This is a genomic window from Halobaculum marinum, assembly GCF_029338555.1.
Classification (GTDB): domain Archaea; phylum Halobacteriota; class Halobacteria; order Halobacteriales; family Haloferacaceae; genus Halobaculum; species Halobaculum marinum.
Window position 1 is genome coordinate 1,741,711 of record NZ_CP119989.1, and the last position, 20,867, is coordinate 1,762,577.

21 protein-coding genes and 1 tRNA gene are annotated in these 20,867 nt (G+C 70.0%); 12 read left to right on the forward strand and 10 right to left on the reverse strand.

Features of this window, described 5'->3' with window-relative positions:
• Positions 1–24: 24 nt before the first annotated feature.
• The 5 genes from P0R32_RS08995 to P0R32_RS09015 all read right to left on the reverse strand — a co-directional run bounded on the left by P0R32_RS08995 (position 25) and on the right by P0R32_RS09015 (position 4,599).
• A tRNA-Glu gene (locus P0R32_RS08995) sits at positions 25–99 on the reverse strand.
• Between the two features lie 166 nt (positions 100–265).
• Positions 266–1,579: an amidase gene (locus tag P0R32_RS09000; RefSeq protein WP_276236617.1), complete on the reverse strand. Its 1,314-nt coding sequence runs from the start codon at positions 1,577–1,579 to the stop codon at positions 266–268.
• Positions 1,580–1,735: 156 nt separating this feature from the next.
• Entirely contained in the window at positions 1,736–1,891 is a 156-nt protein-coding gene (locus tag P0R32_RS09005; protein ID WP_276236618.1) for a DUF7563 family protein, read from the reverse strand.
• A gap of 99 nt (positions 1,892–1,990) precedes the next feature.
• Positions 1,991–3,139 carry a metal-dependent hydrolase family protein gene (locus P0R32_RS09010; protein WP_276236619.1) on the reverse strand — a complete coding sequence of 383 codons (1,149 nt, stop codon included), beginning with the start codon at positions 3,137–3,139 and terminating at the stop codon, positions 1,991–1,993.
• A 122-nt stretch (positions 3,140–3,261) separates the two neighbouring features.
• Complete coding sequence (locus tag P0R32_RS09015) at positions 3,262–4,599, reverse strand: ABC transporter substrate-binding protein (RefSeq protein ID WP_276236621.1); 1,338 nt, start codon at positions 4,597–4,599, stop codon at positions 3,262–3,264.
• A gap of 153 nt (positions 4,600–4,752) precedes the next feature.
• On the opposite strand from P0R32_RS09015, the gene udk reads away from it, so the two are divergent.
• The gene (udk, locus tag P0R32_RS09020) at positions 4,753–5,451 is read left to right on the forward strand and encodes a uridine kinase (RefSeq protein WP_276236622.1); all 699 of its coding nucleotides are present in this window, start codon (positions 4,753–4,755) and stop codon (positions 5,449–5,451) included.
• Between the two features lie 144 nt (positions 5,452–5,595).
• On the opposite strand, the gene P0R32_RS09025 is transcribed toward udk, so the two are convergent.
• Together P0R32_RS09025 and P0R32_RS09030 are read right to left on the reverse strand one after the other, a co-directional pair.
• Positions 5,596–5,925, reverse strand: coding sequence for a DUF5785 family protein (locus P0R32_RS09025; RefSeq protein WP_276236623.1), 330 nt, complete (start codon positions 5,923–5,925; stop codon positions 5,596–5,598).
• A 26-nt stretch (positions 5,926–5,951) separates the two neighbouring features.
• Positions 5,952–6,359 carry a hypothetical protein gene (locus P0R32_RS09030; RefSeq protein ID WP_276236624.1) on the reverse strand — a complete coding sequence of 136 codons (408 nt, stop codon included), beginning with the start codon at positions 6,357–6,359 and terminating at the stop codon, positions 5,952–5,954.
• Positions 6,360–6,548: 189 nt separating this feature from the next.
• On the opposite strand from P0R32_RS09030, the gene P0R32_RS09035 reads away from it, so the two are divergent.
• The 7 genes from P0R32_RS09035 to P0R32_RS09065 all read left to right on the forward strand — a co-directional run bounded on the left by P0R32_RS09035 (position 6,549) and on the right by P0R32_RS09065 (position 14,569).
• On the forward strand, positions 6,549–7,880 hold the full coding sequence (locus P0R32_RS09035; RefSeq protein WP_276236625.1) for an MFS transporter: 1,332 nt from the start codon (positions 6,549–6,551) through the stop codon (positions 7,878–7,880).
• 101 nt (positions 7,881–7,981) lie between these two features.
• Entirely contained in the window at positions 7,982–10,096 is a 2,115-nt protein-coding gene (rqcH, locus tag P0R32_RS09040) for a ribosome rescue protein RqcH (protein ID WP_276236626.1), read from the forward strand.
• A 3-nt stretch (positions 10,097–10,099) separates the two neighbouring features.
• Positions 10,100–10,795, forward strand: a complete 696-nt coding sequence (locus P0R32_RS09045; protein WP_276236627.1) for a DUF4013 domain-containing protein — start codon at positions 10,100–10,102, stop codon at positions 10,793–10,795.
• Between the two features lie 25 nt (positions 10,796–10,820).
• Positions 10,821–11,519 (forward strand): DUF4013 domain-containing protein, encoded by a 699-nt coding sequence (locus P0R32_RS09050; RefSeq protein WP_276236628.1) that lies wholly within the window; start codon positions 10,821–10,823, stop codon positions 11,517–11,519.
• A gap of 78 nt (positions 11,520–11,597) precedes the next feature.
• Positions 11,598–12,665, forward strand: a complete 1,068-nt coding sequence (locus P0R32_RS09055; protein WP_276236629.1) for an mRNA surveillance protein pelota — start codon at positions 11,598–11,600, stop codon at positions 12,663–12,665.
• A gap of 2 nt (positions 12,666–12,667) precedes the next feature.
• Positions 12,668–13,192 carry a GNAT family N-acetyltransferase gene (locus P0R32_RS09060; RefSeq protein WP_276236630.1) on the forward strand — a complete coding sequence of 175 codons (525 nt, stop codon included), beginning with the start codon at positions 12,668–12,670 and terminating at the stop codon, positions 13,190–13,192.
• A gap of 66 nt (positions 13,193–13,258) precedes the next feature.
• On the forward strand, positions 13,259–14,569 hold the full coding sequence (locus P0R32_RS09065; RefSeq protein ID WP_276236631.1) for an MFS transporter: 1,311 nt from the start codon (positions 13,259–13,261) through the stop codon (positions 14,567–14,569).
• Positions 14,570–14,575: 6 nt separating this feature from the next.
• Here the strand turns inward: P0R32_RS09065 and P0R32_RS09070 are convergent, their stop codons facing one another.
• The 3 genes from P0R32_RS09070 to P0R32_RS09080 all read right to left on the reverse strand — a co-directional run bounded on the left by P0R32_RS09070 (position 14,576) and on the right by P0R32_RS09080 (position 16,392).
• Positions 14,576–15,040, reverse strand: coding sequence for a hypothetical protein (locus P0R32_RS09070; RefSeq protein ID WP_276236632.1), 465 nt, complete (start codon positions 15,038–15,040; stop codon positions 14,576–14,578).
• A 38-nt stretch (positions 15,041–15,078) separates the two neighbouring features.
• Positions 15,079–16,077, reverse strand: a complete 999-nt coding sequence (locus P0R32_RS09075; protein WP_276236633.1) for an ornithine cyclodeaminase family protein — start codon at positions 16,075–16,077, stop codon at positions 15,079–15,081.
• Between the two features lie 75 nt (positions 16,078–16,152).
• On the reverse strand, positions 16,153–16,392 hold the full coding sequence (locus P0R32_RS09080) for a DUF8015 family protein (protein WP_276236634.1): 240 nt from the start codon (positions 16,390–16,392) through the stop codon (positions 16,153–16,155).
• A gap of 234 nt (positions 16,393–16,626) precedes the next feature.
• Between P0R32_RS09080 and P0R32_RS09085 the strand changes: the two genes are divergently transcribed.
• The 4 genes from P0R32_RS09085 (at position 16,627) to P0R32_RS09100 (ending at position 20,835) form a co-directional block, all read left to right on the forward strand.
• Positions 16,627–17,589: a mechanosensitive ion channel family protein gene (locus P0R32_RS09085; RefSeq protein ID WP_276236635.1), complete on the forward strand. Its 963-nt coding sequence runs from the start codon at positions 16,627–16,629 to the stop codon at positions 17,587–17,589.
• A 91-nt stretch (positions 17,590–17,680) separates the two neighbouring features.
• On the forward strand, positions 17,681–19,321 hold the full coding sequence (locus P0R32_RS09090; protein WP_276236636.1) for an APC family permease: 1,641 nt from the start codon (positions 17,681–17,683) through the stop codon (positions 19,319–19,321).
• Between the two features lie 33 nt (positions 19,322–19,354).
• A complete protein-coding gene (locus P0R32_RS09095) occupies positions 19,355–20,266 on the forward strand; it encodes a DNA-3-methyladenine glycosylase family protein (protein ID WP_276236637.1) in 912 nt (303 codons plus the stop codon).
• Positions 20,267–20,370: 104 nt separating this feature from the next.
• Positions 20,371–20,835, forward strand: a complete 465-nt coding sequence (locus P0R32_RS09100; RefSeq protein WP_276236638.1) for a DUF555 domain-containing protein — start codon at positions 20,371–20,373, stop codon at positions 20,833–20,835.
• Positions 20,836–20,867 lie beyond the last annotated feature (32 nt).

The following is a 20,867-nucleotide window of genomic DNA, read 5'->3' on the forward strand; positions in this document are numbered from 1 at the left end:
TCAGCGGTCGAGCGAAGAGAGAAGTGCTCCGGCAGGGATTTGAACCCTGGTCATTGCCGTGAGAGGGCAATATGATTGGCCGGACTACACCACCGGAGCGCGGTGATGCACTACCTGAGTGCACTCACAGCTATGGCTGTAGACAGTAAAACGGTGTCGGTTCGACGCCGCCGTGTGTGGATTTCACGTGTCCCTCGCTCCCACCGGACGACCGAGGCAGACTGGACGCGGGGCGCCGGCAGAGGGGTGCGCGTGCGGAAGTCGATCAGGCGGCGTCGGAAAGCGCGGTCCCGAGGTCGCTGGCCCACCGGAGTAACCGCTCGTCGGAGCCGAACGCCCCGGCTACTTGGACGCCGACGGGGAGGCCGTCGACCTCGCCCGCGGGGAGACCGACCGTCGGGAGGCCAGCGTGGGTCCACGGGAGGTTCATCACGGGGTCGCCGGTGTCGTCGATTCCCTCGGGCGCGGGACCGGGCGCCGCGGGTGCGACCCACGCGTCCACGTCGTGGTCGGCGGCGCGGGCGGCGAGCGTCCGGCGCAGTTCCGCGCGGCCACGCCGGCCACGGACGAGCGCCGAAACCGGCGCCTGTCGCCCCTCCTCGATGAGTTCCGCGGTCGCGTCCGCGTAGCGATCCGGGTACGCGGTGTACCAGTCACCGTGTGCGAGCGCGGCGTCGGCGGCGACGAGCGTGTCGTGGCGTTCGTTCACGGCGTCGATGTCGTCGAAGGCGGGAACGTTGACGAGGTCGTAGCCGGCGCGCGCGAGCGCGTCGATGGCCGCGTCGAACGCGTCTCGGCCGACGGCAGTCGCCTGGTCGAGGTACGGGCCGTCGGGGACGCCGAGCGTCGGGCGTGCCGCCGCCGAGTCCGTCCCGTCGTCGTCCCACCCGTCGAGGAGCACCGACGCCGCGAGTCGCGCGCCGGCGACGTCGCGCGTGAAGAACCCGACGTGGTCGACGGACGTCGACAGGGGGATGACGCCGTCGGTCGGGATGCGACCGAACGTCGGCTTGTACCCGACGACGCCACAGAAGGCCGCCGGGCGGATGACCGACCCGACTGTCTGGGAGCCGAGCGCGAGCGGCGTCGTCCCGTTCGCGACGGCCGCGGCAGAGCCGCTGGATGAGCCTCCCGGCGTGTGGTCGAGGTCGTGGGGGTTGCGCGTCGGCCCCGGTTCGAAGTACGCGAACTCGGTCGTGTGGGTCTTCCCCGCGACGAGTGCGCCCGCGCTCGCGAGTCGCCGGACCGCCGTCGCCTCCGGCCCGGCGAGTTCGCCCGGCGGCAACGACGACCCAGCCCGCGTGGGGAGGCCGTCGACGTGGAAGATGTCCTTCACTCCGACGGGGACGCCGAACAGCGGCGGGCGCTCGGCGGCGTCGGGGTGTCGTCGCTCCATCGCGTCGGCTTCCGCGGTCAGCCACGCGCGCGACTTCCCGTCGTCGACCCAGGCGTGCACCGCCCCGTCGCGCTCGTCGATGCGGTCACGGACGGTGGTCGCGTACTCGCGCGCCCGCAAGTCGCCCCCGCGGAGCGCGTCGGCGACCGCGGCCAGCCCCTCGCCGGAGCAGTCGGTGTGCATACCCACCGCTACCGGGCGTCGGGTAGTAGTTCTTCGGAGCGGCCGAGTGCGCCTCCCGCACTCCACCTCGGGAGGCGCCAGCGTCACCAGCGGCGTCGTTCGTCGCGGTTCGTCGTCGGTCGGTCGCCACTCGCCCCTCGTCGCCGCCGCTCGCGGTCAGGTCCGTTTGGACCGCGCCTGGCGCACGTCGGCGCCGTCGCGGAGTTTGTCCTCGCAGTTCGGACACACCCGAACGTTCTCCAGCCCGTCGGGTGCGAACACCCGGACGTACCGCTCCGTCACGAACCCACCACAGTTGGTACACTCCGGCATCGAGCGGACCCAATCACTTCAAGCATAAAAAGGGACACCCCGATTCGGCGGGTATTGCCACCCTGTGAACGGTCGACTTCGAGTCGGTCGCGCCCCGGTTCAGACGACCTGATCGCCGCCGGCGAAGACGGCGCTCGGGTCCTGCCACGCGTCGGCGTCGTCGAGGGGGTTCTCGTCGAGGACGACGAGGTCGGCGCGGTAGTCCTCGGCGACGAGACCCACGTCGTCGAGGCCACACAGGTCGGCGGCGGTGACGGTCGCGGCCTCCAGCGCGGCCGCGGGCGACAGGCCGAACTCGACCATGTACGCCAACTCGTCGGCGATGTTGTCGAAGTAGTTGAACGGCGTGCCGGCGTCGGTCCCCATGGCGATCTGGACGCCCGCGGCCTCGGCGTGCTCGAACGAGGACTCGAACGCGTCGGCGGCGTCGACGGCCTTCTCCATCGCCGACCGTGGAATGCCCGACTCGGGGTTCTCGACGATGTTCTGGAGCGCCGCCGCGGTCGGCACCCAGTAGGTGTCCTCGGCGGCCATCGCGTTCGCCGCCTCCCGGTCGATGAACGTCCCGTGTTCGATGCTGGTGATGCCGGCGTCGACGGCGTTCAGGATGCCCTCCTTCCCGTGGGCGTGGGCGGCCGTCGGGACACCCTTCGCGCCGGCGGCGTCGACGAGCGCCGACAGTTCGTCGTAGGTGAGCTCCGGGGCGCCGGTCTGTGCGCCCTCGGTCAGGACGCCGCCGGTGGCCATGCACTTGACCACGTCGGCGCCACGCTTGAGCTGCTCGCGGGCGGCTTTGCGAATCTCGTCGGGACCGTCCGCCTCGCGGCCGAACCAGTGGCCGTGGCCGCCGGTCATCACGACGTTCTGCCCCGCCGCGAGCACGCGCGGCCCGTCGAGCCGTCCCTCGGCGACGGCGTGCCCGGCGTCGAGTGCGACGCTCCCTTTCGCGCCGAGGTCGCGGACGGTGGTGACGCCGGCCTCGACGGCCTGCCGGAGGTTGGCGGCGACGACGTACGCGAGGTCGTAGTCGCTCATCCCCTGGGCGGTCGCCACGTCGGGGCGACCGTCCATCATGAGGTGGACGTGCGCGTCGATCAGCCCCGGCGCGACGAACTGCCCGCTCACGTCCGTCTCGCTGTCCCCGCGCCCCACGTCGCCGACGGCCACGATTCCATCGTCGGCGACGGCGACGTCCGCCTCGCGAACGCCGTCCGCGTCGACGACCGTCCCGTTTCTGAGTACGTGCACGAAATGATATCCAACTACGGTCGTATGAAGCCGAGGGTCCCGGCGGTCCACGACCCGGACCGGCCGACGGCGTCGCTGGGAGCCGTGAAAAACGAAGGAAGTCGGTGGTGTCGCTGGCCGGCTTAGCTGCTCGCGTTGAAGTCGATCGTGGAGATCGTCTCGACGTTGCCGTCAGCGCCGGTGTTGTACTGCAGGAACGCGTACGTGACGGCGGTCATGTCGCCGTTCTCGTCGAAGTCGACCGACGAGGACGCACCCTCGTAGTACACGTCGTCGCCGTCGGCGGCCGCGCGGAGACCCTCGGCGAGGTTGCCGGGGGTGACCTCCATCCCGTCGTTCGGGTTGGCGACGGCGCGCATCTCCTCTTTGACGACGCTGCCGTCGTTCGACCCTGCCTTGACGTTCGCGAGCAGGCAGACCGCGGAGGCGTCGTACGCGTGGGCGTTGAACACGCCGGGTGCGCGACCGTACTCCTCCTCGTACAGCGAGGCGAACTCCTCCTGACCGGGGCCGGTCGCCTGCGGCGTCGTCGCGTACACGTTCGACATCTCGTTCCCGACCTCGTCGGGGAGCGTCGGGTCGACGAGACCGTCCGTGACGAGGATGTCGGTGTCGTTGTTGTAGTTCGCGTAGAAGTCGCGGAACATCTGGATCCCGGAGGCCGGGTACCCGATCACCACGAGCATGCTCGGCGAGTCACTCATCGCCGACGAGAGTTCGGAGGTGTAGCTGGACTTCTCCTTCTCGAACGCGATGGACTGCTGGACGGTGCCGGAGTAGTTGTCGACGAACGCCGACTCGAACGACTCGGCCAGCGCCTGCCCGTAGTCGTTGTTGACGTACATGATGGAGGCGCTGGAGTTGCCGAGTTCGTTGTCGGCGACCTGGGCCATCACCCGCCCCTGCAGCGCGTCGGACGGTGCCGTCCGGAAGATCAGGTCGTTGTCGTCGAGGTTGGTCACGTTCGGCGACGTGGACGACGGCGAGCAGCCGACCATCCCGTTGGGGATGAGCACCTGCTGGGTCACCTGCAGGTTCACACCGGAGGAGGCCGGCCCACAGACGGTCGGGTAGCCGGCGTTGGCGAGCGCGTTCGCCGCCTGGATCCCCGCCTGGGGGTCGGTCTGCGTGTCCTCGACCGTCTGATCGAACGAGACGGGCATGTCGCCCGCGGCGCGCAACTGCTTGACCGGGAGCGTACCACCGTCGCGGATCGGCTTCCCGAGCGAGCCGAGGTCACCCGTGACCGGCATCAACACCGAGTGCTTGACCGTCCGCATCGACCCGGACGACTCCTCGGTGGTGTCCATCCCGGAGTCGGTCTCTTCGGTGTCGCCGGAGCCACCACCGCCGCCTCCGCCACCGCCAGATTCGTTCTGCGTGATACAGCCTGCGAGGCCGACGACGCCTGCCGTGCCGGCGCCCTTCAGGACGTCGCGGCGATCGATCTTGCGTGCCATGTGTGGGCCAATGCCGTAGCCGTTTATAAAGTTGACCGAATGTGTAATGATCTCAACGTTGTGTCGGCCAACTGGCCGGTCGTCGCCGGCGCAGCGACCGCGAACGCCGGTGGACCGACACGCACAAGCGTCCACGGCCGGGACCGATCGTCGATGACCTACCCCTCGTTCGTCGTCGGCATCGCCGGGGGGACCGGCGCCGGCAAGACGACCGTCTCGCGGCTCATCACCGAGAGCGTCTCCGACTCGGTGACGCGGATCCCGCTCGACAACTACTACCGCGACCTCTCGCACCTGGAGTTGGCCGAGCGCGAACAGGTGAACTACGACCACCCGGAGGCGTTCGAGTGGGACCTCCTGCGCGACCACCTGGAGACGCTCCTGTCGGGCGGCAGCGTGGAGATGCCGAAGTACGACTTCGAGATCCACAACCGCGAGGAGGAGACGATCACGGTCGAGCCGACCGACGTGATCGTCGTCGAGGGGATCCTCGCGCTGTACGACGAGGAGATCAACGAGATGCTCGACTTGCGCCTGTACGTTGAGACGGACGCGGACGTGCGCATCCTCCGGCGCATCGAGCGCGACGTGGTCGACCGAGGGCGCGACCTGGAGGGCGTGATCGACCAGTACCTCTCGACGGTGAAGCCGATGCACGAGCAGTTCATCGAGCCGACGAAGAAGCACGCCGACCTGATCATCCCCGAGGGCGCCAACCGGATGGCGATCAACCTCCTCGAGGAGAAACTCCAGAACGAGGTCGACGGCGAGGCCGCGCGCACGTGGGAGCGCGAGGACTTCGAGCGCGAAATCGGCGGTCGCACGGCGCGCCGGGCGCCTGACACCGAGTGATCGCGGCACCCGTCACGAGAACGTCGCGGCGCCGGTAACGAAAACGCGAACGCGAGCACCGCCTTCGTCGACACGGTCGATGCCGACGGCGGTCGCACCGCTCCAACGGTGACGGCGAACCGAGAAGTCGTTCTGCGGGAGGCGTTATCCGCGGGTGCGGGTGAACGCGTCGGCGCCCTCGTACGTCCAGTAGCCGTTGTCGCGCATCGTGGCCCCGATGGCCTTGTGGAACGCGACGATGTCGTCGAACTCGGTGTCGTCGTCGATGTGCTGGAACACGTCTTCGACCGAGATGACGGTGTCAGCGTCGAGGCGGATGGGGTGGTCGGCGAACTCCTCGCGGTAGTCGCCGGCCCGCAGCGGGAAGTCGTCCTCCTCGTCAACCTTCTTCACGAACACCGCGTGGCCGTACTTGCGGCGACCTTCGCTGCCCTGCTCGCCGTCGGGGTCGTGAGGCCAGTCGTGCGTACTCATTACACGGCGCTAGTCGCGGGGGTCGATTAGTCGTTTCGCTCCCCGCCGCGCGGGCACTCGTCGCGCCCGCCGTCCGCGACGGCCGTGGGCGTCCCGGCGAGGGCGCCGTGGCCGACCACGACCGCGTCGAGGCCGAGCACGCGCTCGGCGTGGTCGACGCACAGTCGCGGCGTGTCGTCCCTGACTGGGAACCCCCGAATTTCGACCGCCCCGCCGTCGTCGTGGAGTTCGATCCGGTGCATCGGGAGCGCGACCGCCCCGGTGCGCGCACAGAAGACGCAGTCCGTGCTCGTCTCGATGGAGCCGTCGAGCAAGAGTCGCCCGACCCGCTCGCGCTCGCAGTCCGCACACAACCCCCCGAGCACGTGGTCGTCGCTCTCGCGGACGACTGCTCGGTCGTAGCGAACGCGTTCGGCGCAGCGGATACAGTCCATTGGTTCTCGGTCGGCCCGGTTGCCCAAAGTGTCCAACGTGCGAAGCATAACTGTTTCGCACGGCTGATACTGCTACTATATAAACTCCGGAGCACACCGGTGGTGCTGGGCGGCGGCGCTCACCGTGTTCGGTCGAGGGGCGTCGGTCGCGGTCGCTCTCCGGCCGGCCGTGCCGACACCGACGGCTACATGGCTCCGCGCCCGCGTCGTTCGTGTGTGAACCGGAACGACAGATCCATCGTCGGACTGACGATGCTGGCCCACGGGATGGTCCACACCTACGAGCTGTCGATCCCTATCTTCATCCCGATCTGGCTGGCCGAGTTCGACGTGGTATCGCTCGGGTCGACCGAGGTGGCGGTCACGTCCGCGACGCTCGGTCTGCTCGTCACCGTCGGCTACGGACTGTTCGGACTCGGCGCGCTCCCCGGCGGCGTGCTCGTCGACCGCGTCGGGTCACGTCGACTCATCACGGCCTGCCTCGTCGGGATGGCGAGTTCCTTCCTCCTACTGGGGCTCGCTCCGGGATTAATCGCCATCACGCTGGCGATGGTCGTGTGGGGTATCTCCGCGTCGGTGTACCACCCTGCGGGCCTCGCGCTGCTGTCGAAGGGCGTCGAGGAGCGCGGGACCGGCTTCGCCTACCACGGCATCGCGGGCAACCTCGGAATCGGGCTGGGCCCCCTCCTCACGGCGATCATGCTGCTGTTCCTCGGCTGGCAGACGGTCGCGATGGTGCTGGCGGCGCCGGCGTTGCTCGCGGCGGCGTACGCGGTCCGCGCGAGCTTCGACGAGACGGCGGCGGTCGAACCTGCCACCGACGGCGGCGAGGGCGGCGACTCCAAGGCGGACGCCGGCGTCGACTCGTTCGCGGAGTTCGTCTCGGAGTCGCGCGTCCTGTTCACGGGGAGCTTCGCGCTCGTGTTCCTCGTCGTGATGCTGTCCGGCCTCTACTACCGCGGCATCCTCACGTTCATGCCGGAACTCCTGCAGAGCTTCCCGGGCTTCGAGCCGGTCGCCATCTCGTCGCTCCTCCCGGGCGGCCTCGGTGACGTGGTCGGCGGTTCGGGCGGCCAGACGCTGTCGCCGGCGAACTACGTCTACTCTGGCCTCCTGATGATCGGCGTCCTCGGCCAGTACGCGGGCGGGAAGCTCACCGACCGGATGCCCGTCGAGCGCGGCCTGATGCTCGGCTACGGGCTGCTCGGCGTGCTCGCGGTGTTGTTCCTCCCGATCGCGAACCTCGGGTTCGTGCCGTTCCTCGCGTTCGGCGCGGTGCTGGGAGTCGCCCTGTTCGTCGTCCAACCGTTCTACCAGGCGACGGTCGCGGAGTACACCCCCGCCGGGACGCGCGGCCTGTCGTACGGCTACACCTACCTCGGCGTGTTCGGCGTCGGCGCGCTCGGCGGCGCCATCGCCGGGGCCATCCTGACGTACGCGAACGAGCAGGTGCTGTTCGCCGTCCTCGCCGCGTTCGGCTTCCTCGCGGGCGGGATCGGGCTGGTGTTGTCGCGGCGGTAACGCAGTTCGCGTTCTCCCCCTCCTCCAAGCGACCGACGCCGGCGAGCCACGGCTATCCCGCAACGCCCAAACACCCGCCGCAAGTAGCTTGGGACAACCAGATGGACCCGAAAACCGAGATGACGAGCGTCGACCTCGCGGCCCTCGTCGGGGAACTCTCCCGCTACGAGGGCGCGAAGGTGGACAAGGTCTACCTCTACGGCGACGACCTCGTCCGCTTCAAACTCCGCGACTACGACCGCGGACGGGTCGAACTCCTCGTCGAGACGGGCGACGTGAAGCGGTGCCACGTCGCCGACCCCGCGCACGTCCCCGACGCACCGGGACGCCCCCCGGAGTTCGCCAAGACGCTCCGCTCGCGGCTCGCGGGCGGCGAATTGGCGGACGTGGCCCAGTACGAGTTCGACCGCATCCTCACGTTCGACTTCGACCGCCCAGACGCCACCACGCGGGTCGTCGCCGAACTGTTCGGCGAGGGCAACGTCGCGGTGCTCGACGAGACGGGCGAGGTCCAGCGCAGTCTGGAGACGATCCGCCTGAAGTCGCGCACGGTCGCGCCGGGCAGCCAGTACGAGTACCCCCAGTCGCGGGTCAACCCCTTCGACGTGCGCTACGAGGTCGTCGAGGCGCGGATGAAGGAGTCGGACACAGACGTGGTGCGCACGCTCGCGACCCAACTGAACATGGGCGGCCTGTACGCCGAGGAGTTCTGCACCCGTGCGGGCGTCGAGAAGACGATGAGCATCGAAGACGCCGGGGAGGACCAATTCCGCGCGATCTTCGACGCGATCCAGCGGATGGGCGAGCGCCTCCGCTCGGGCGACCTCGATCCCCGCGTGTACCTAGAGGACGGCGAGGTCGTCGACGTGACGCCGCTCCCGCTGGAGGAGCGCGACGGCCTCGAAGCCGAGGCGTACGACGACTTCAACGCCGCGCTCGACGCGTACTTCCACCGCCTCGACCTCACGGAGGACGAGGAGGTCGACGACGCGCCCGACTTCGAGGCGGAGATCGCCAAGAAGCAGCGCATCATCGACCAGCAGGAGGGCGCCATCGACGACTTCGACGAACGCGCGCAGGCCGAACGCGAGAAGGCCGAGGCCGTGTACGCCCACTACGACCTCGTCGCCGACGTGCTCTCGACGATCCAGGGCGCCCGCGAGCAGGGCCGCTCGTGGGACGAGATCGACGAGACGTTCCTCGAAGGCGCCGACCGCGGTATCCCGGAGGCCGAGGCCGTGCAGGGCGTCGACGGCTCGCAGGGCACCGTCGATATCGACCTCGACGGGACGGTCGTCACGCTGGAGGCGCAGACCGGCCCCGAGAAGAACGCCGACCGTCTCTACAAGGAGGCCAAACGCATCGAGGAGAAGAAGGAGGGCGCGCTCGCGGCCATCGAGAACACCCGCGAGGAGCTCGAAGCCGTCAAGAAGCGCAAGGAGGCGTGGAAGCGCGACGACGGCGACGACGGCGACGGCGACGACGGCGACGAAGACGAGGACGCGGACGATGACCACGAGGACACCGACTGGCTCTCGCGCCCGTCTGTCCCCGTGCGCAACCGCGACCACTGGTACGACCGCTTCCGCTGGTTCGAGACGAGCGACGGCTTCCTCGTCATCGGCGGGCGCAACGCCGACCAGAACGAGGAACTGGTGAAGAACTACATGGAGGGCCGGGACTTGTTCTGCCACGCGCAGGCCCACGGCGGCCCGGTGACGATCATCAAGGCGACCGACCCCTCGGAGGCCGCCCGCGACGTGACCATCCCCGAACAGTCGCGCAAGGAGGCCGCCCAGTTCGCGGTCTCCTACTCCTCCGTCTGGAAGGACGGGCGCGGCGCCGGCGACGCGTACGTCGTCACCCCCGATCAGGTGTCGAAGACGCCGGAGTCGGGCGAGTACATCGAGAAGGGTGGGTTCGTGATCCGCGGGGAGCGCGACTACTATCGCGACATGCCCGCCGAGGTCGCCGTCGGCGTCCAGGTGGAGGGTGAGACGCGGGTGATCGGCGGGCCGCCGAGCGCCGTCGAGCCGCGCGCGGAGACGACGCTCCGACTCACACCCGGGCAGTTCGCGCAGAACGACGCCGCGATGAAGTGTTACCGCCTGCTGAAAGACCGCTTCGCCGACCAGTCGTTCGTCCGCAAGGTCGCCTCCGCCGACCTGATCCAGGAGTTCCTCCCACCGGGCGAGAGCGACGTCCACGAGGGATAACGCGTGATCGAGCAGGCGCTCCGGTTCCCGTTCGGCACCGGCGACGACCGCGGCGCGGCGACGGAGGCACTCGTCGTCGGCGGCGGCCTCCACGTGCTGGCGGCGTTCGTCCCACTCGTGCCGCTGATCCCGGTGATGGGCTACCTCGTGCGCGTCCTCGGTGCCGCAGGAGACGCCGAGGACCCCGGTAGACTGCCGACGTTCCGGTCGCCGGTGAGCCTCCTCCGTGACGGCCTCGTCGGCTGTCTGCTCGCCCTCGTGTTCCTGCTCGTACCGGTCGTCCTCCTCGTCGTCACCGTCGGGGGTGCGCTGTCGGGCGGGGCCGTCGGCGGACCGCTCGACCCGCGGACACCGATCGGCTACGGCGCGACGCTGATCGGCGGGACCGTCACGCTCCTCCTCGCGGTCGCCATCGTCTACCCGCTCCCGGCGGTGCTGGCGGGGTACGCCCGCGCGGACGGTGAGCTCGGCACCGTCGCGCGAGTGCGGGCGGCGTTCTCGCGGCGGCGACTGTGGGCGAGCGTCACGAGCGCCCGCTACTTCTACGCGTGGACTGTCGGCGTCGTGCTCCTGCTGCTCGGTGCGGGACTCGCGAGCGCCGGGACGCGCTTCACGCGCCTGCTCGGCTTCTTCGGACTGTTCTACCTCGAGGTCGCCACCGCCGCGGCGTGGTCCCGCGGGATCGGTGGAAACGATTAACCACCGGCGTGGTGACTTCTCGGGTATGCTAGAGGACGCGCTTCGGTACCCGCTGAACAACGACGACTGGCTCGCGACGCTGGTCATCGGTGGTCTGTTGATCCTGACGAGTCCGCTGGTGGTTCCCGCCCTCGTCCTCCAAGGCTACCTGCTCCGTGTCCTCCGCATGGCGGTCGCCGGAGAGGACGCCGCCCCGTCGTTCACCGACTGGGGAGCGTTGATCGTCGACGGGATCAAGCTCCTCATCGTGCAGTTCGTGTTCGCGTTGGTGCTGCTGGTGCCGTTCGGCGTTCTGTTTACCGTCGTCCTCGGTGGCGGCGCGCTCATCGGCGGTGACGCGGGGGCGGCGACGTTCGGGGCCGGGGCGTTCATCCTGGCCGGACTACTGATTGTCGGGTCGCTCCTCATCGGGTACGTGACCCCCGCAGCGTTGACCAACATGGCCGTCAAGGGGGAACTGAGCGCAGCGTTCGAGTTCTCCGTGATCCGAACCGCTGTGTTCTCGACCGACTACCTGGTCGGTGTCCTCCTCGGCGCCGTCCTCGCGGCCGTCATCGGGACGGTGGCGTTCATCCCGCCGATCATCATCGGGTTCATGATCGTGTTGTTCTACGCGCAGGTCGTCTCGTACTACTGCTTCGGTCGCGGCTTCGCAGAGGCGACCGGCGTGGGGCGAGCGGGCGACACTGCCACCGCCACCGCGACGACGACCGACACGCTGTAACGCGACCCGACCGCGCCACCCCTCCCGCCTCCCTGCCGTCTCGGAGGGCCTTTGTACGCGCCCGCCACACACCAAGCCATGCGAATCGACTCGCGCGGCCGCGGCGAGGAGGGGCGCGAGCGCCTGACGGTCGTCCCCGAGACGACGGACGACCTGTGGCACCTCTCGCACGTCCTCGAACCGGGCGACTTCGTCGAGGCGGACACGACCCGCCGGGTCACCCGCGACGACGACCAACTGCGCGACAAAGGCGGCGAGCGCGAGCACATGCGCGTCACCATCGAGGTGGAGGACGTGGAGTTCGCCCGCTTCGCCAATCGCCTGCGCGTCGGCGGCGTCATCGTGGGCTGCTCGCGAGAGGACGAAATCGGGCACCACCACACGCTCAACGTCGAGGAGCGCACGAACCTCACCATCGAGAAGCACTTCCAGCCAGACCAGATCGAGCGGATCGAGGAGGCCGAGGAGGCCACTGGCGCACCGGACGTGGCCATCGCCACCGTCGAGGAGGGCGCCGCGTACATCCACACCGTCCAGCAGTACGGCACCGAGGAGTACGCCAGTTTCACCAAGCCGACCGGGAAGGGTGAGTTCGCCCGCCCCCGCGACGAACTGTTCGACGAACTCGGGTCGGCGCTGTCGCACCTCGACGCCGAGGCGGTGATCCTCGCCGGACCGGGGTTCACGAAGAACGACGCCAACGACTACATCGACGAGCACTACCGCGATCTGAGCGACCAGATCAGCGTCGTCGACACCTCCGCCGCGGGCGACCGCGGGGTCCACGAGGTGCTCAAGCGCGGCGCCGTCGACGACGTGCAGCGGGAGACGCGAATCGCCCGAGAGGCGGAACTCATCGACGAACTCACCGAGCGCATCGCGCAGGGCGCGAAGGCGACCTACGGCGTGAACGAGACGATGGAGGCCGCGGAGTTCGGCGCCATCGAGACGCTGCTCATCGTCGACGACCGCCTCCGCGCCGAGCGCCAGGGCGAGGGCGACTGGGACATCGACGTGAACGACCTCGTCTCGACGGCAGAGCAGAAAGGCGGCGACGTGGTCGTCTTCTCCGGCGAGTTCGCACCCGGGCAACAACTGCGCAACCTCGGCGGCGTCGCCGCGCTGCTGCGGTACCGACTCCAGTAGCGATGGCTGACGACGACCGGGCCGACGGGAGCCTCGCGCCCGCCGACGCAGACTGGACGGTCACAGTCGTGGACACCGCGAGCGACTGGGACGCCGTGGTCGACCTGCGCATGCGCGTGTTCGTCGACGAACAGGGCGTCCCCGAGGAACTGGAACTTGACGACCACGACGACGACCCACTCGACTCCGCCGTGGACCACCTGCTCGTGCGCGACGCCGACGGGCGCGCCGTCGCGGTCGCGCGCCTCCGCGCCGTCGACGGCGCGGCGTACGGCGCGTCAGCCGACCGTGTCGCGAAGGTCGAACGCGTCGTCGTCGCGCGCGACCGACGCGGCGAGGGGTGGGGAGCGCGCGTGATGCGGGCGGTCGAGGCGCGAGCGCGCGAGCGCAACCTCTCCGAGGCGGTGTTGCACGCGCAGACGCAGGCGGCGGGCTTCTACGAGCGACTCGGCTACGCCGTCGACGACGCGGTCGGCGTGTTCGAGGAGGACGGCATCGACCACGTTCGGATGCGCAGGTCGCTGTAGTCGCGGCGCCGTCCCCTTCGCCGCAGACAGAAACTACAAGCCGGGGTGTGAAACACACACCCACGAATGAGTATCCCGCGCCGCTATCGCCGCCACCTCATGTGGGGGACGCTCGCGTTCGGCTTCCTCTTCGTCAACTTCTTCCGGAACTCGACGGCGGTGCTCGCGGGCGACCTCGCCGCGGTGTTCGACGCCACCGCCGCGGAACTGGGGCTCCTCCACTCGTCGTTCTTCTACATCTACGCCGCCGCCCAACTCCCGTCGGGGCTGCTCGTCGACCGCTACGGCCCCCGTCGCGTCGTCGCGGTGGGTCTGGGTGGGATGGGCGTGGGTGTCGCACTGTTCGCCGCCGCCGACAGTTTCGCGATGGGCTTTGCCGCGCGCTTCCTCGCGGGCCTGAGCGGCGCGGCCATCTACGTTGCGGTGCTGCGGTTCTGCGCGAACTGGTACGCCCCCGAGGAGTTCGCGACGATGACCGGGTTCACCATCGCCGCCGCGGGCGTCGGCGGCGTGCTGGCGACGACGCCGCTGGCGGTGGCCGCCGGCGCCGCTGGCTGGCGCGCGGTCCTGTACGCCTCGGCTGGCGGCGTGTTCCTCGCAGCCGTCGCCGTGGCCGTGTTCGTCCGCGACCGCCCGGCGAACGTCGCGGACCGCCCCGCCGGCGCCGACTCCGGGAGCGACACCGACTCGTTCCGAGAGGTGCTCGCGGGTGCCCGCCGCGTGCTCGCTGACGTGGACACGTGGCTGATGGGTGTGATGCTGTTCCTCATCTTCGGGCTCAACTTCACGGTGATCGGGTTGTGGGGCGTCCCCTACATCGTGAACCTCTACGAGGTGCCCGTCTCGACGGCTTCGACGGCGGTGTTGGCCGCGAACGTCGGCTTCGCGCTCGGGTCGCCCGCCTTCGGCGCGCTGTCGGATCGCACCGGCCGGCGGACGGAGGTGATCCTCGGCTCCTGTGTGGTGTTCTTACTCGCGTACGGTGTCATCTTCCTCACCGTGACGCCGCCGCTGGTCGTCGTGGGGGCCGTGCTGTTCGTGGGGATGGGCATCACCGGCGGCGCCTCGGTGGCGTACACGGTCGCCAAAGAACGCCACGCGGGCGACAGCGGCGCCGCGACGGGGACGATCAACGGGATGGCGTACTTCGGGGCGGCAGTGTTCCCGGCGGTCCTCGGGGCCGTCCTCGACGCCTACTGGACCGGCGCGGTCGTCGACGGCGCCCGAGCGTACTCGGCGCAGGGCTACCGCGTCGCCTTCGGCGTCGTCGTCGCCGGCGGCGTGCTCGCCGTGGTGTGTGCGGCGGCGCTCCACGTCCGGGTGCGTCGTCGCGAGGCGGCGGGGACGACCACGTCGTCGACGCTCGGCGACGACTGACGGCTGTCAGGCCGGCCCGAGAAACGCGACACCGGCACGGGTGAGCGACGCTAGCGCGAGCCCCACCCCGACGACTGCGACGAGGTAGGCGCCGATCGCCAGCACCTCCGTCTCCCCGGCAGTGTTCGAGAGTGAACCGGCAGCGCTCGCGATCACGAGCATCCCCGTGGCCACGCTGCCCTCGACGACCGCGAGCGCGAAGCCCAGGCCGGTCGGGCGCTCCCCGGCGTCGGCGTAGTCGACGACGCCGCGAACCGCGCGGGCGACGACGAGGAGCCAGAGGACGGCGACTCCGACCATCGCCGCGAGGATCGCGGTTCCGAGCCGCCGTCCACCGGGGTCGGGAAACGCCCCGGGTCCGACGAACGTCACGAGGCCACCGACGGCGGCGACCAACACGAGGAGGGCGACGGCGCCGCTGGCGGCGATCAACGGCGAGGCTCGGAGTCGATCGGTCACGGAGGGCGGCACGTCGAGGCGTCTCTGACGCGCCCGGTATCAGTCTTGTCCTACTCCCCGGTCAACGCCTCGCTCGCGGGGGCGAAGTCGATGGGCTGCCCCAAGTCCTCCTCCAGCGCGCGCTCGTACAGGAGGTACGCTGCCGCGACCGTCTCGATTCCCGTCCCGCCGGAGTCGAACACGGTGATCTCAGTATCGCTCGTCCGCCCGGGTTCGACGCCGGCGACGACCTCGCCCAACTCGGCGTGCACGTGGTCCTCGTCGACGACGCCGGCCTCCACCGCCGAGAGGAACGAGCCGGCGTCCTGGAGCGCGCGCGCCCGCAAGTCGGGAACGTACGTCGCCCGCTCGATCGTCGCGTGGTCCAACTCGCGCTTGCTGGGGTCGTACTGCCCCATCGCCGTGACGTGGGTGCCCGGCTCTAACGCCTCGCCGTCGAACACCGGTTCGCTCGCGTTCGTCGCCGTGATCACGATGTCGGCGTCTTCGATGGCCGCCGCGGCGCTGGCGACGGCGGCGACGGAGGCGTCCAACTCGGGGTTCATGTCGCCCGCGAACGCCTCGCGGTTCTCCTTCGTCGGCGAGTACACCCACACCGTCTCCAGGTCGCGGACGGTCGCCGTCGCTCGGAGTTGTCCCTTCGCCTGCGCCCCTGAGCCGATGATCGCCAGCGACGTGGCGTCCTCACGAGCGAGCGCGTCGACGCCCACCGCGCCCGCCGCACCGGTCTTGAACGGGTTCATCGAGGCGCCGTCGAGCAGTGCGAGCGGTTCGCCCGACTCGGCGTCGAACAGCGGCGTCATGAACCACGCGTCGCGCTCGCCGAAGCCCGCCGAGTAGGTGTACCCGCCCATCGCACCCGTCTCGGGGAGCACCGCGGCGTAGGTGGTGAGAAAGCCCGGCGGCTCCTCGTTCACGAGTTTCGTTCGCGGGTCAGCGGGTGCGCCCTCACCGACTTGGCGGTAGGCGTCGCGGACGGCCTCGACGTACGCGGCGGGCTCTGCGAGCCCGACGACATCGTCGCTCCGCAGGAACAGGGTCTCGGTCATGACAGCGGGTTCGGCGGCGGAGGTGAAAAGCGTGGGCGGGAGACGGACGAGGAGTCAGCGGGAGCGGCGGGCCGCTCAGTCGAGGTTCGACGGCGCGGTGCCGGCGTCGGGCCCGCTTCGAACCGGCGCGTCGCGGACCATCGGGTCCGAGACGGGGCCGCGGATGAACATCGCGTGTGCGACGAGGCTGGCGGCGACGGCGCCCCCGACGGGGACGGCTACCTGCAACGACCAGCCCAGGCCCTCCAGCATGAACGTAATTCCGAGCAGCGCAGCCGGGATGAGGCCGAGGACGTAGTCGTGGTAGCCAGTCATAGACAATGCATACTATGAACAGGGGTCATATAGGTGTTTCCCATGACCGCTGTGTCACAGATCCAGTGGTGATGGAAAACCTCTCCATAAGTTATGGAGTAAGATCGGCCTTCAACGAGTCTGTAACGAATGATATCGCGGAATGCTGCGCCTATCGATTCCGATAGGATACGGATACCCGCACGTGGGTGACCGGATACCAACGACTTAGTGCGAGCACCGTCAGGTCGGGGCGTGCGACGATCTATCGGCTACGTCTCGCTCGCGCTCGCGGTCGCGGCGGGCGTCACCGCGGGCGTGGTTCGTGCGACGAGGCCGTTGGCCGACCTGTCCGTCCCGGCGCTCGGGACGACTCCGGCCGACGATCTGGCGGCGACGGCGCTGTTGGCGGTGGCAGTCGTGTTGGCGGCCAACGGCGCCTACTTCGTGACGTACGGCTTCGCGGTCCGCCGGGCGACGAAACGGCGCGCCCACGACCTGCGGAACGTCCTCCGCCTCGCGTTCGGTGCGTTGGCGTTGGCGGGCGTGCTCGGCGTCCTCACGGACAACTGGGTGGGGCTCCTCGTGTCGCTCGGCGTGGTCGGGTTCGCGGTCACGTTCGCGCTCCAACAGCCGCTCCTCTCGCTCGTCGGGTGGTTCTACCTCATGCTCAAGCGACCGTACACCGTCGGCGACCGCGTCCAGATGGGCGAGGTTCGCGGTGACGTGATCGAGGTCGACTTCTTCGTCACGACGCTGTGGGAGATCAACGGCCCGCTCGTCTCCTCGAACCAGCCGTCCGGCCGCGTCGTCACGGTCCCGAACAGCCAAGTGCTCTCCTCGGAGGTGGTGAACTTCGCGGGCGTCGGCTTCCCGTACGTCTGGAACGAACTGTCGGTGCAGGTCGCCTACGAGACGGAACTCGAGTTCGCCCGCGAGCTGATGGCGACCGTCGCCGACGACTACCTCGGCGACGAGATGGCCGACGCCATCGACCAGTACCGCGACCGCCTCGCCGAGACGGCGGTCGAGTTGGAGGTCGCCGAACGCCCCTCCGTCAACGTCGTCCAACAGGAGTCGTGGGTGGAGCTTCGACTCCGCTACCTCGTCCACCACCGGCGGGCGACGCGCGTTCGCAACGACCTCTACGAGCGCGTGCTCGCCGCGTTCAACGACGAACCCGACCGCGTCGACTTCCCGCTGGGCCGCAATCGCTGACGCTCTCGGCGACGAACCGTTCGCGGCTCCCCCGACTCGCCACCCGAGCGAGCCCCCACGTACTTTTGGTATCACGTGACACACTCCCGGCATGAGCACGGGTCGACTCGCGTCGCTCGTCCGCGTCGCGGGGTTCGCGGGCGTCGGCCTCGCGGCGGCGGTGGGTGGCGGCCTGTTGTACGTCCCCAGCGGCGTCGCGGAGGGGGCCGGGCCGCAGGCGCCGGTGGCGTACCTCCTGGCGGGCGGCGGCGTCGCCTGCCTCGCGGTCGCGTTCGCGGTCGTCGCCTCCGGGCCGTTCGGCGAGCGTGGGCCGGTGTACGGCGCCGTCTCGCGGGTGTGGGGGTCGCGCCTGCTCGGGACGCTCGTGGCGTGGCCTGCACTCGCGGGGTACGTCGCGCTGGTCGCGCTGGTCGCCGAGTGGCTCGGGAGACTCGCCCCGCTCCCGCTCGGCGCCGGCGCGTACGTGAACGGGACGCTCGACGCGCCGACCGGACTGGCGGCGCTGCTGGGCGTCGGGACGACGTCGTCGCTCGTCGCCGACGTGGTCGCGGTCGCGGTGTGCGCGCTCGCCGTCGGCGTCCACCTCCTCGGCGCGCGCCGCGTCGCACTCGCCGTCGCCGTGCCGGCGTGGGGCGTCGTCGTCGGCGTGGGTGGCCTCCTGCTGGTCGCGTTCGTCCCCGGGGTCGGCGAGTTCGTCGCCGGCAACTTCGACCCGCTGTACCCGACGTTCGGGCTCCAGCGGGAACCGGTCCGCAGTCTCGTCGGCGGGGTCGGGCTCGCGCTGTTCGCGTTCGTCGGCGTCGAGGCGACGGCCTACGCCGTGGCCGCCGCCGGCGTGGACGACGGAAACGACGACGCCGAGGGTGGAACAGCCACCGACCGGACAGACACCGTGTGGCGCGCCCCCGTCGTCGCCGCGGTCGTCGCCGGCGGCCTCGTCACCCTGACGGCGTTCGTCGCGCTCGGGATCATCGACTGGATTCGACTGAACCTCGCAGACATCCCGGCGGCCGACGCCATCGGCGCGTACCTCCCGGTCGACCCGTTCGTGCTGACCGTCGTCGTCTCCACGGTCGCCGGCGCCGCGGCGGTCGTCGCCCTGGGCGTACCCGCCACGCGGACGCTCGCCGGGTTCGCTGAGTTGCTCCCGCCGCTCGGGCGCGGGCCTGGCGACCCGCCGCTCGCGTCGCTCGTAGGGGTGTACGGCGTCGCCGCTGCGCTCGCGGTCGCCGACCTCGTCGCCCCGGCGCTGTACGTCGCGGTGCCCGGACTCGCGCTGTCGTACCTCGCGGTCGCCGTCACGGTCGTCGCGATGCCCACGCGTCGTCCCGACCTGTGGGCGGCGTGTACCGCCCGCCCGTCGGGTCGTGCGGGGCGTCTCGCGCTCGGTGGCGCGGTCGCGGTCGCGGCTACCCTGCTCGGCGCCGCACTCGCGAGCGACCCGGCGACGACGCTCGGCCTGACGCTCCACCGCGTGTCGCTGGCGGTGTTCGAGTTCGAACTCGTGTCGGACCCGCTCGGGGGGCACGTCCCCGCGCTCGTCGTCTGGGAACTGGTCGGCCTCGGCCTGTTCGTCGTCCTGCGGGACTACCGCGCGTCGACGGGCGTCGACCTCTCGCCGCTCGACCCGCCGGCGGGGTCGACCGTCGCCGACGAGGGGAGCGACGACGACGGCGCTGGCGAGGCCGACCCGCCCGCCGGCGACGACCCCGAGCGCGCCGTCGAACCGTAACTCCGAACCCCGTCGGCCCCCTCCCTGGACCCAATGGAATCCGGGGCCATCCCGCTCGAGTCGGTCGGACCGTTCGACCTGCAGGCGACGGTCGAGAGCGGGCAGACGTACCTCTGGGACCGCGCCGACGGGAACATGTACGAGACGATGTCAGCCCACGGCGGCGACCACTGGTACGAGACGGTCGTGCCGCCGCTGGAGGGGGTGAGCGACGAGCGCGCGGTCGTCCGCGTGCGCCAGACCGACGACCGACTGGAGTGGGAGTCGACGACCGACGCGGTGCCGCTGTTGACGCACCTGTTGCGACTCGACGACGACCTCGACGCCATCCTCGACGCGACGCCCGACCTGCCCCTCCTGGAGCGCGCGTACGACGCGTACCGCGGGATGCGTCTCGTGCGCGACCCGCCGTTCGCCTGTCTGGTGTCGTTCATCTGCTCGGCGCAGATGCGCGTCAGCCGGATTCACGGGATGCAGATGGCGATGGCCGAGTCGTTCGGCGACGCGGTGTCGGTGGGCGGGCGCACGTTCCACGCGTTCCCGACCCCCGAGCAGTTGGCCGCGCGCAGCGAGGACGACCTGCGCGACCTCTCGCTGGGCTATCGCGCACCGTACGTCCAGCGGACCGCGGAGATGGTCGCCGGAGGCGAGGCCGACCCTGCCGACGTTCGTGGGATGGCGTACGAGGACGCCCGCGAGTACCTCACCCGCTTCGTCGGCGTCGGCGACAAGGTGGCCGACTGCGTCCTGCTGTTCTCGCTGGACTTCCTCGAAGCCGTCCCGCTGGACACGTGGATCAAGACCGCCATCGCCGACTACTACCCCGAGTGCGACGCCGGCGGCTACGCCGAGACGAGTCGTGCGATCCGCGAGCGATTCGGCGGCGAGTACGCCGGCTACGCCCAGACGTACGTGTTCTACTACCTCCGCGCCGGCGGGGAGTGAGCGCCCGCGCCAGCCGCCGCGGCCCGCTGGCACGAACAGCCCTCGACGCCCGCTCGTGACACTTCAGCCGAAGCTTCATACGCCGCGGAGTGGTACTAATACACATGGACTGTAGGGTCGTCGTCGAGGCCGCGGTGCCGGTGTACGACGTCGAGACGGCCGACGAGGCGGTCCGGATCGCCATCTCGAAGACCGGGGAGATGCTCAACCCGGACCTCAACTACGTCGAGATCTCGATGGGGGAGCGCACCTCACCCGACGGCGAACAACTGCCCCCCGCGTTCGTCGTCGCCGACGAGGCGCTCGTGGCCTTGGAACTGGAGATGACGGTGTTCAACGTGGAACGCGAGGAGCACGCCTCGCGGATCGCACGCAAGGAGATCGGACAGCGTCTCCACGACGTGCCGCTGAAGGTGCTCCGCGTGGAGGAGTTGACCGAGGACGGCGACGACGCCCGCGGCGACGGCGGCGGCGACCCTGGGTCGGGTGTGGACCGGCCGGTCCACGGGTCGGACGCGGACGACGACCTCCTCCCGGAGTTCGAGGAGATGGTCGACGAGGAACGGTAACGCCGAGCGCGGGAGTCGACGCGCCCGGCGGG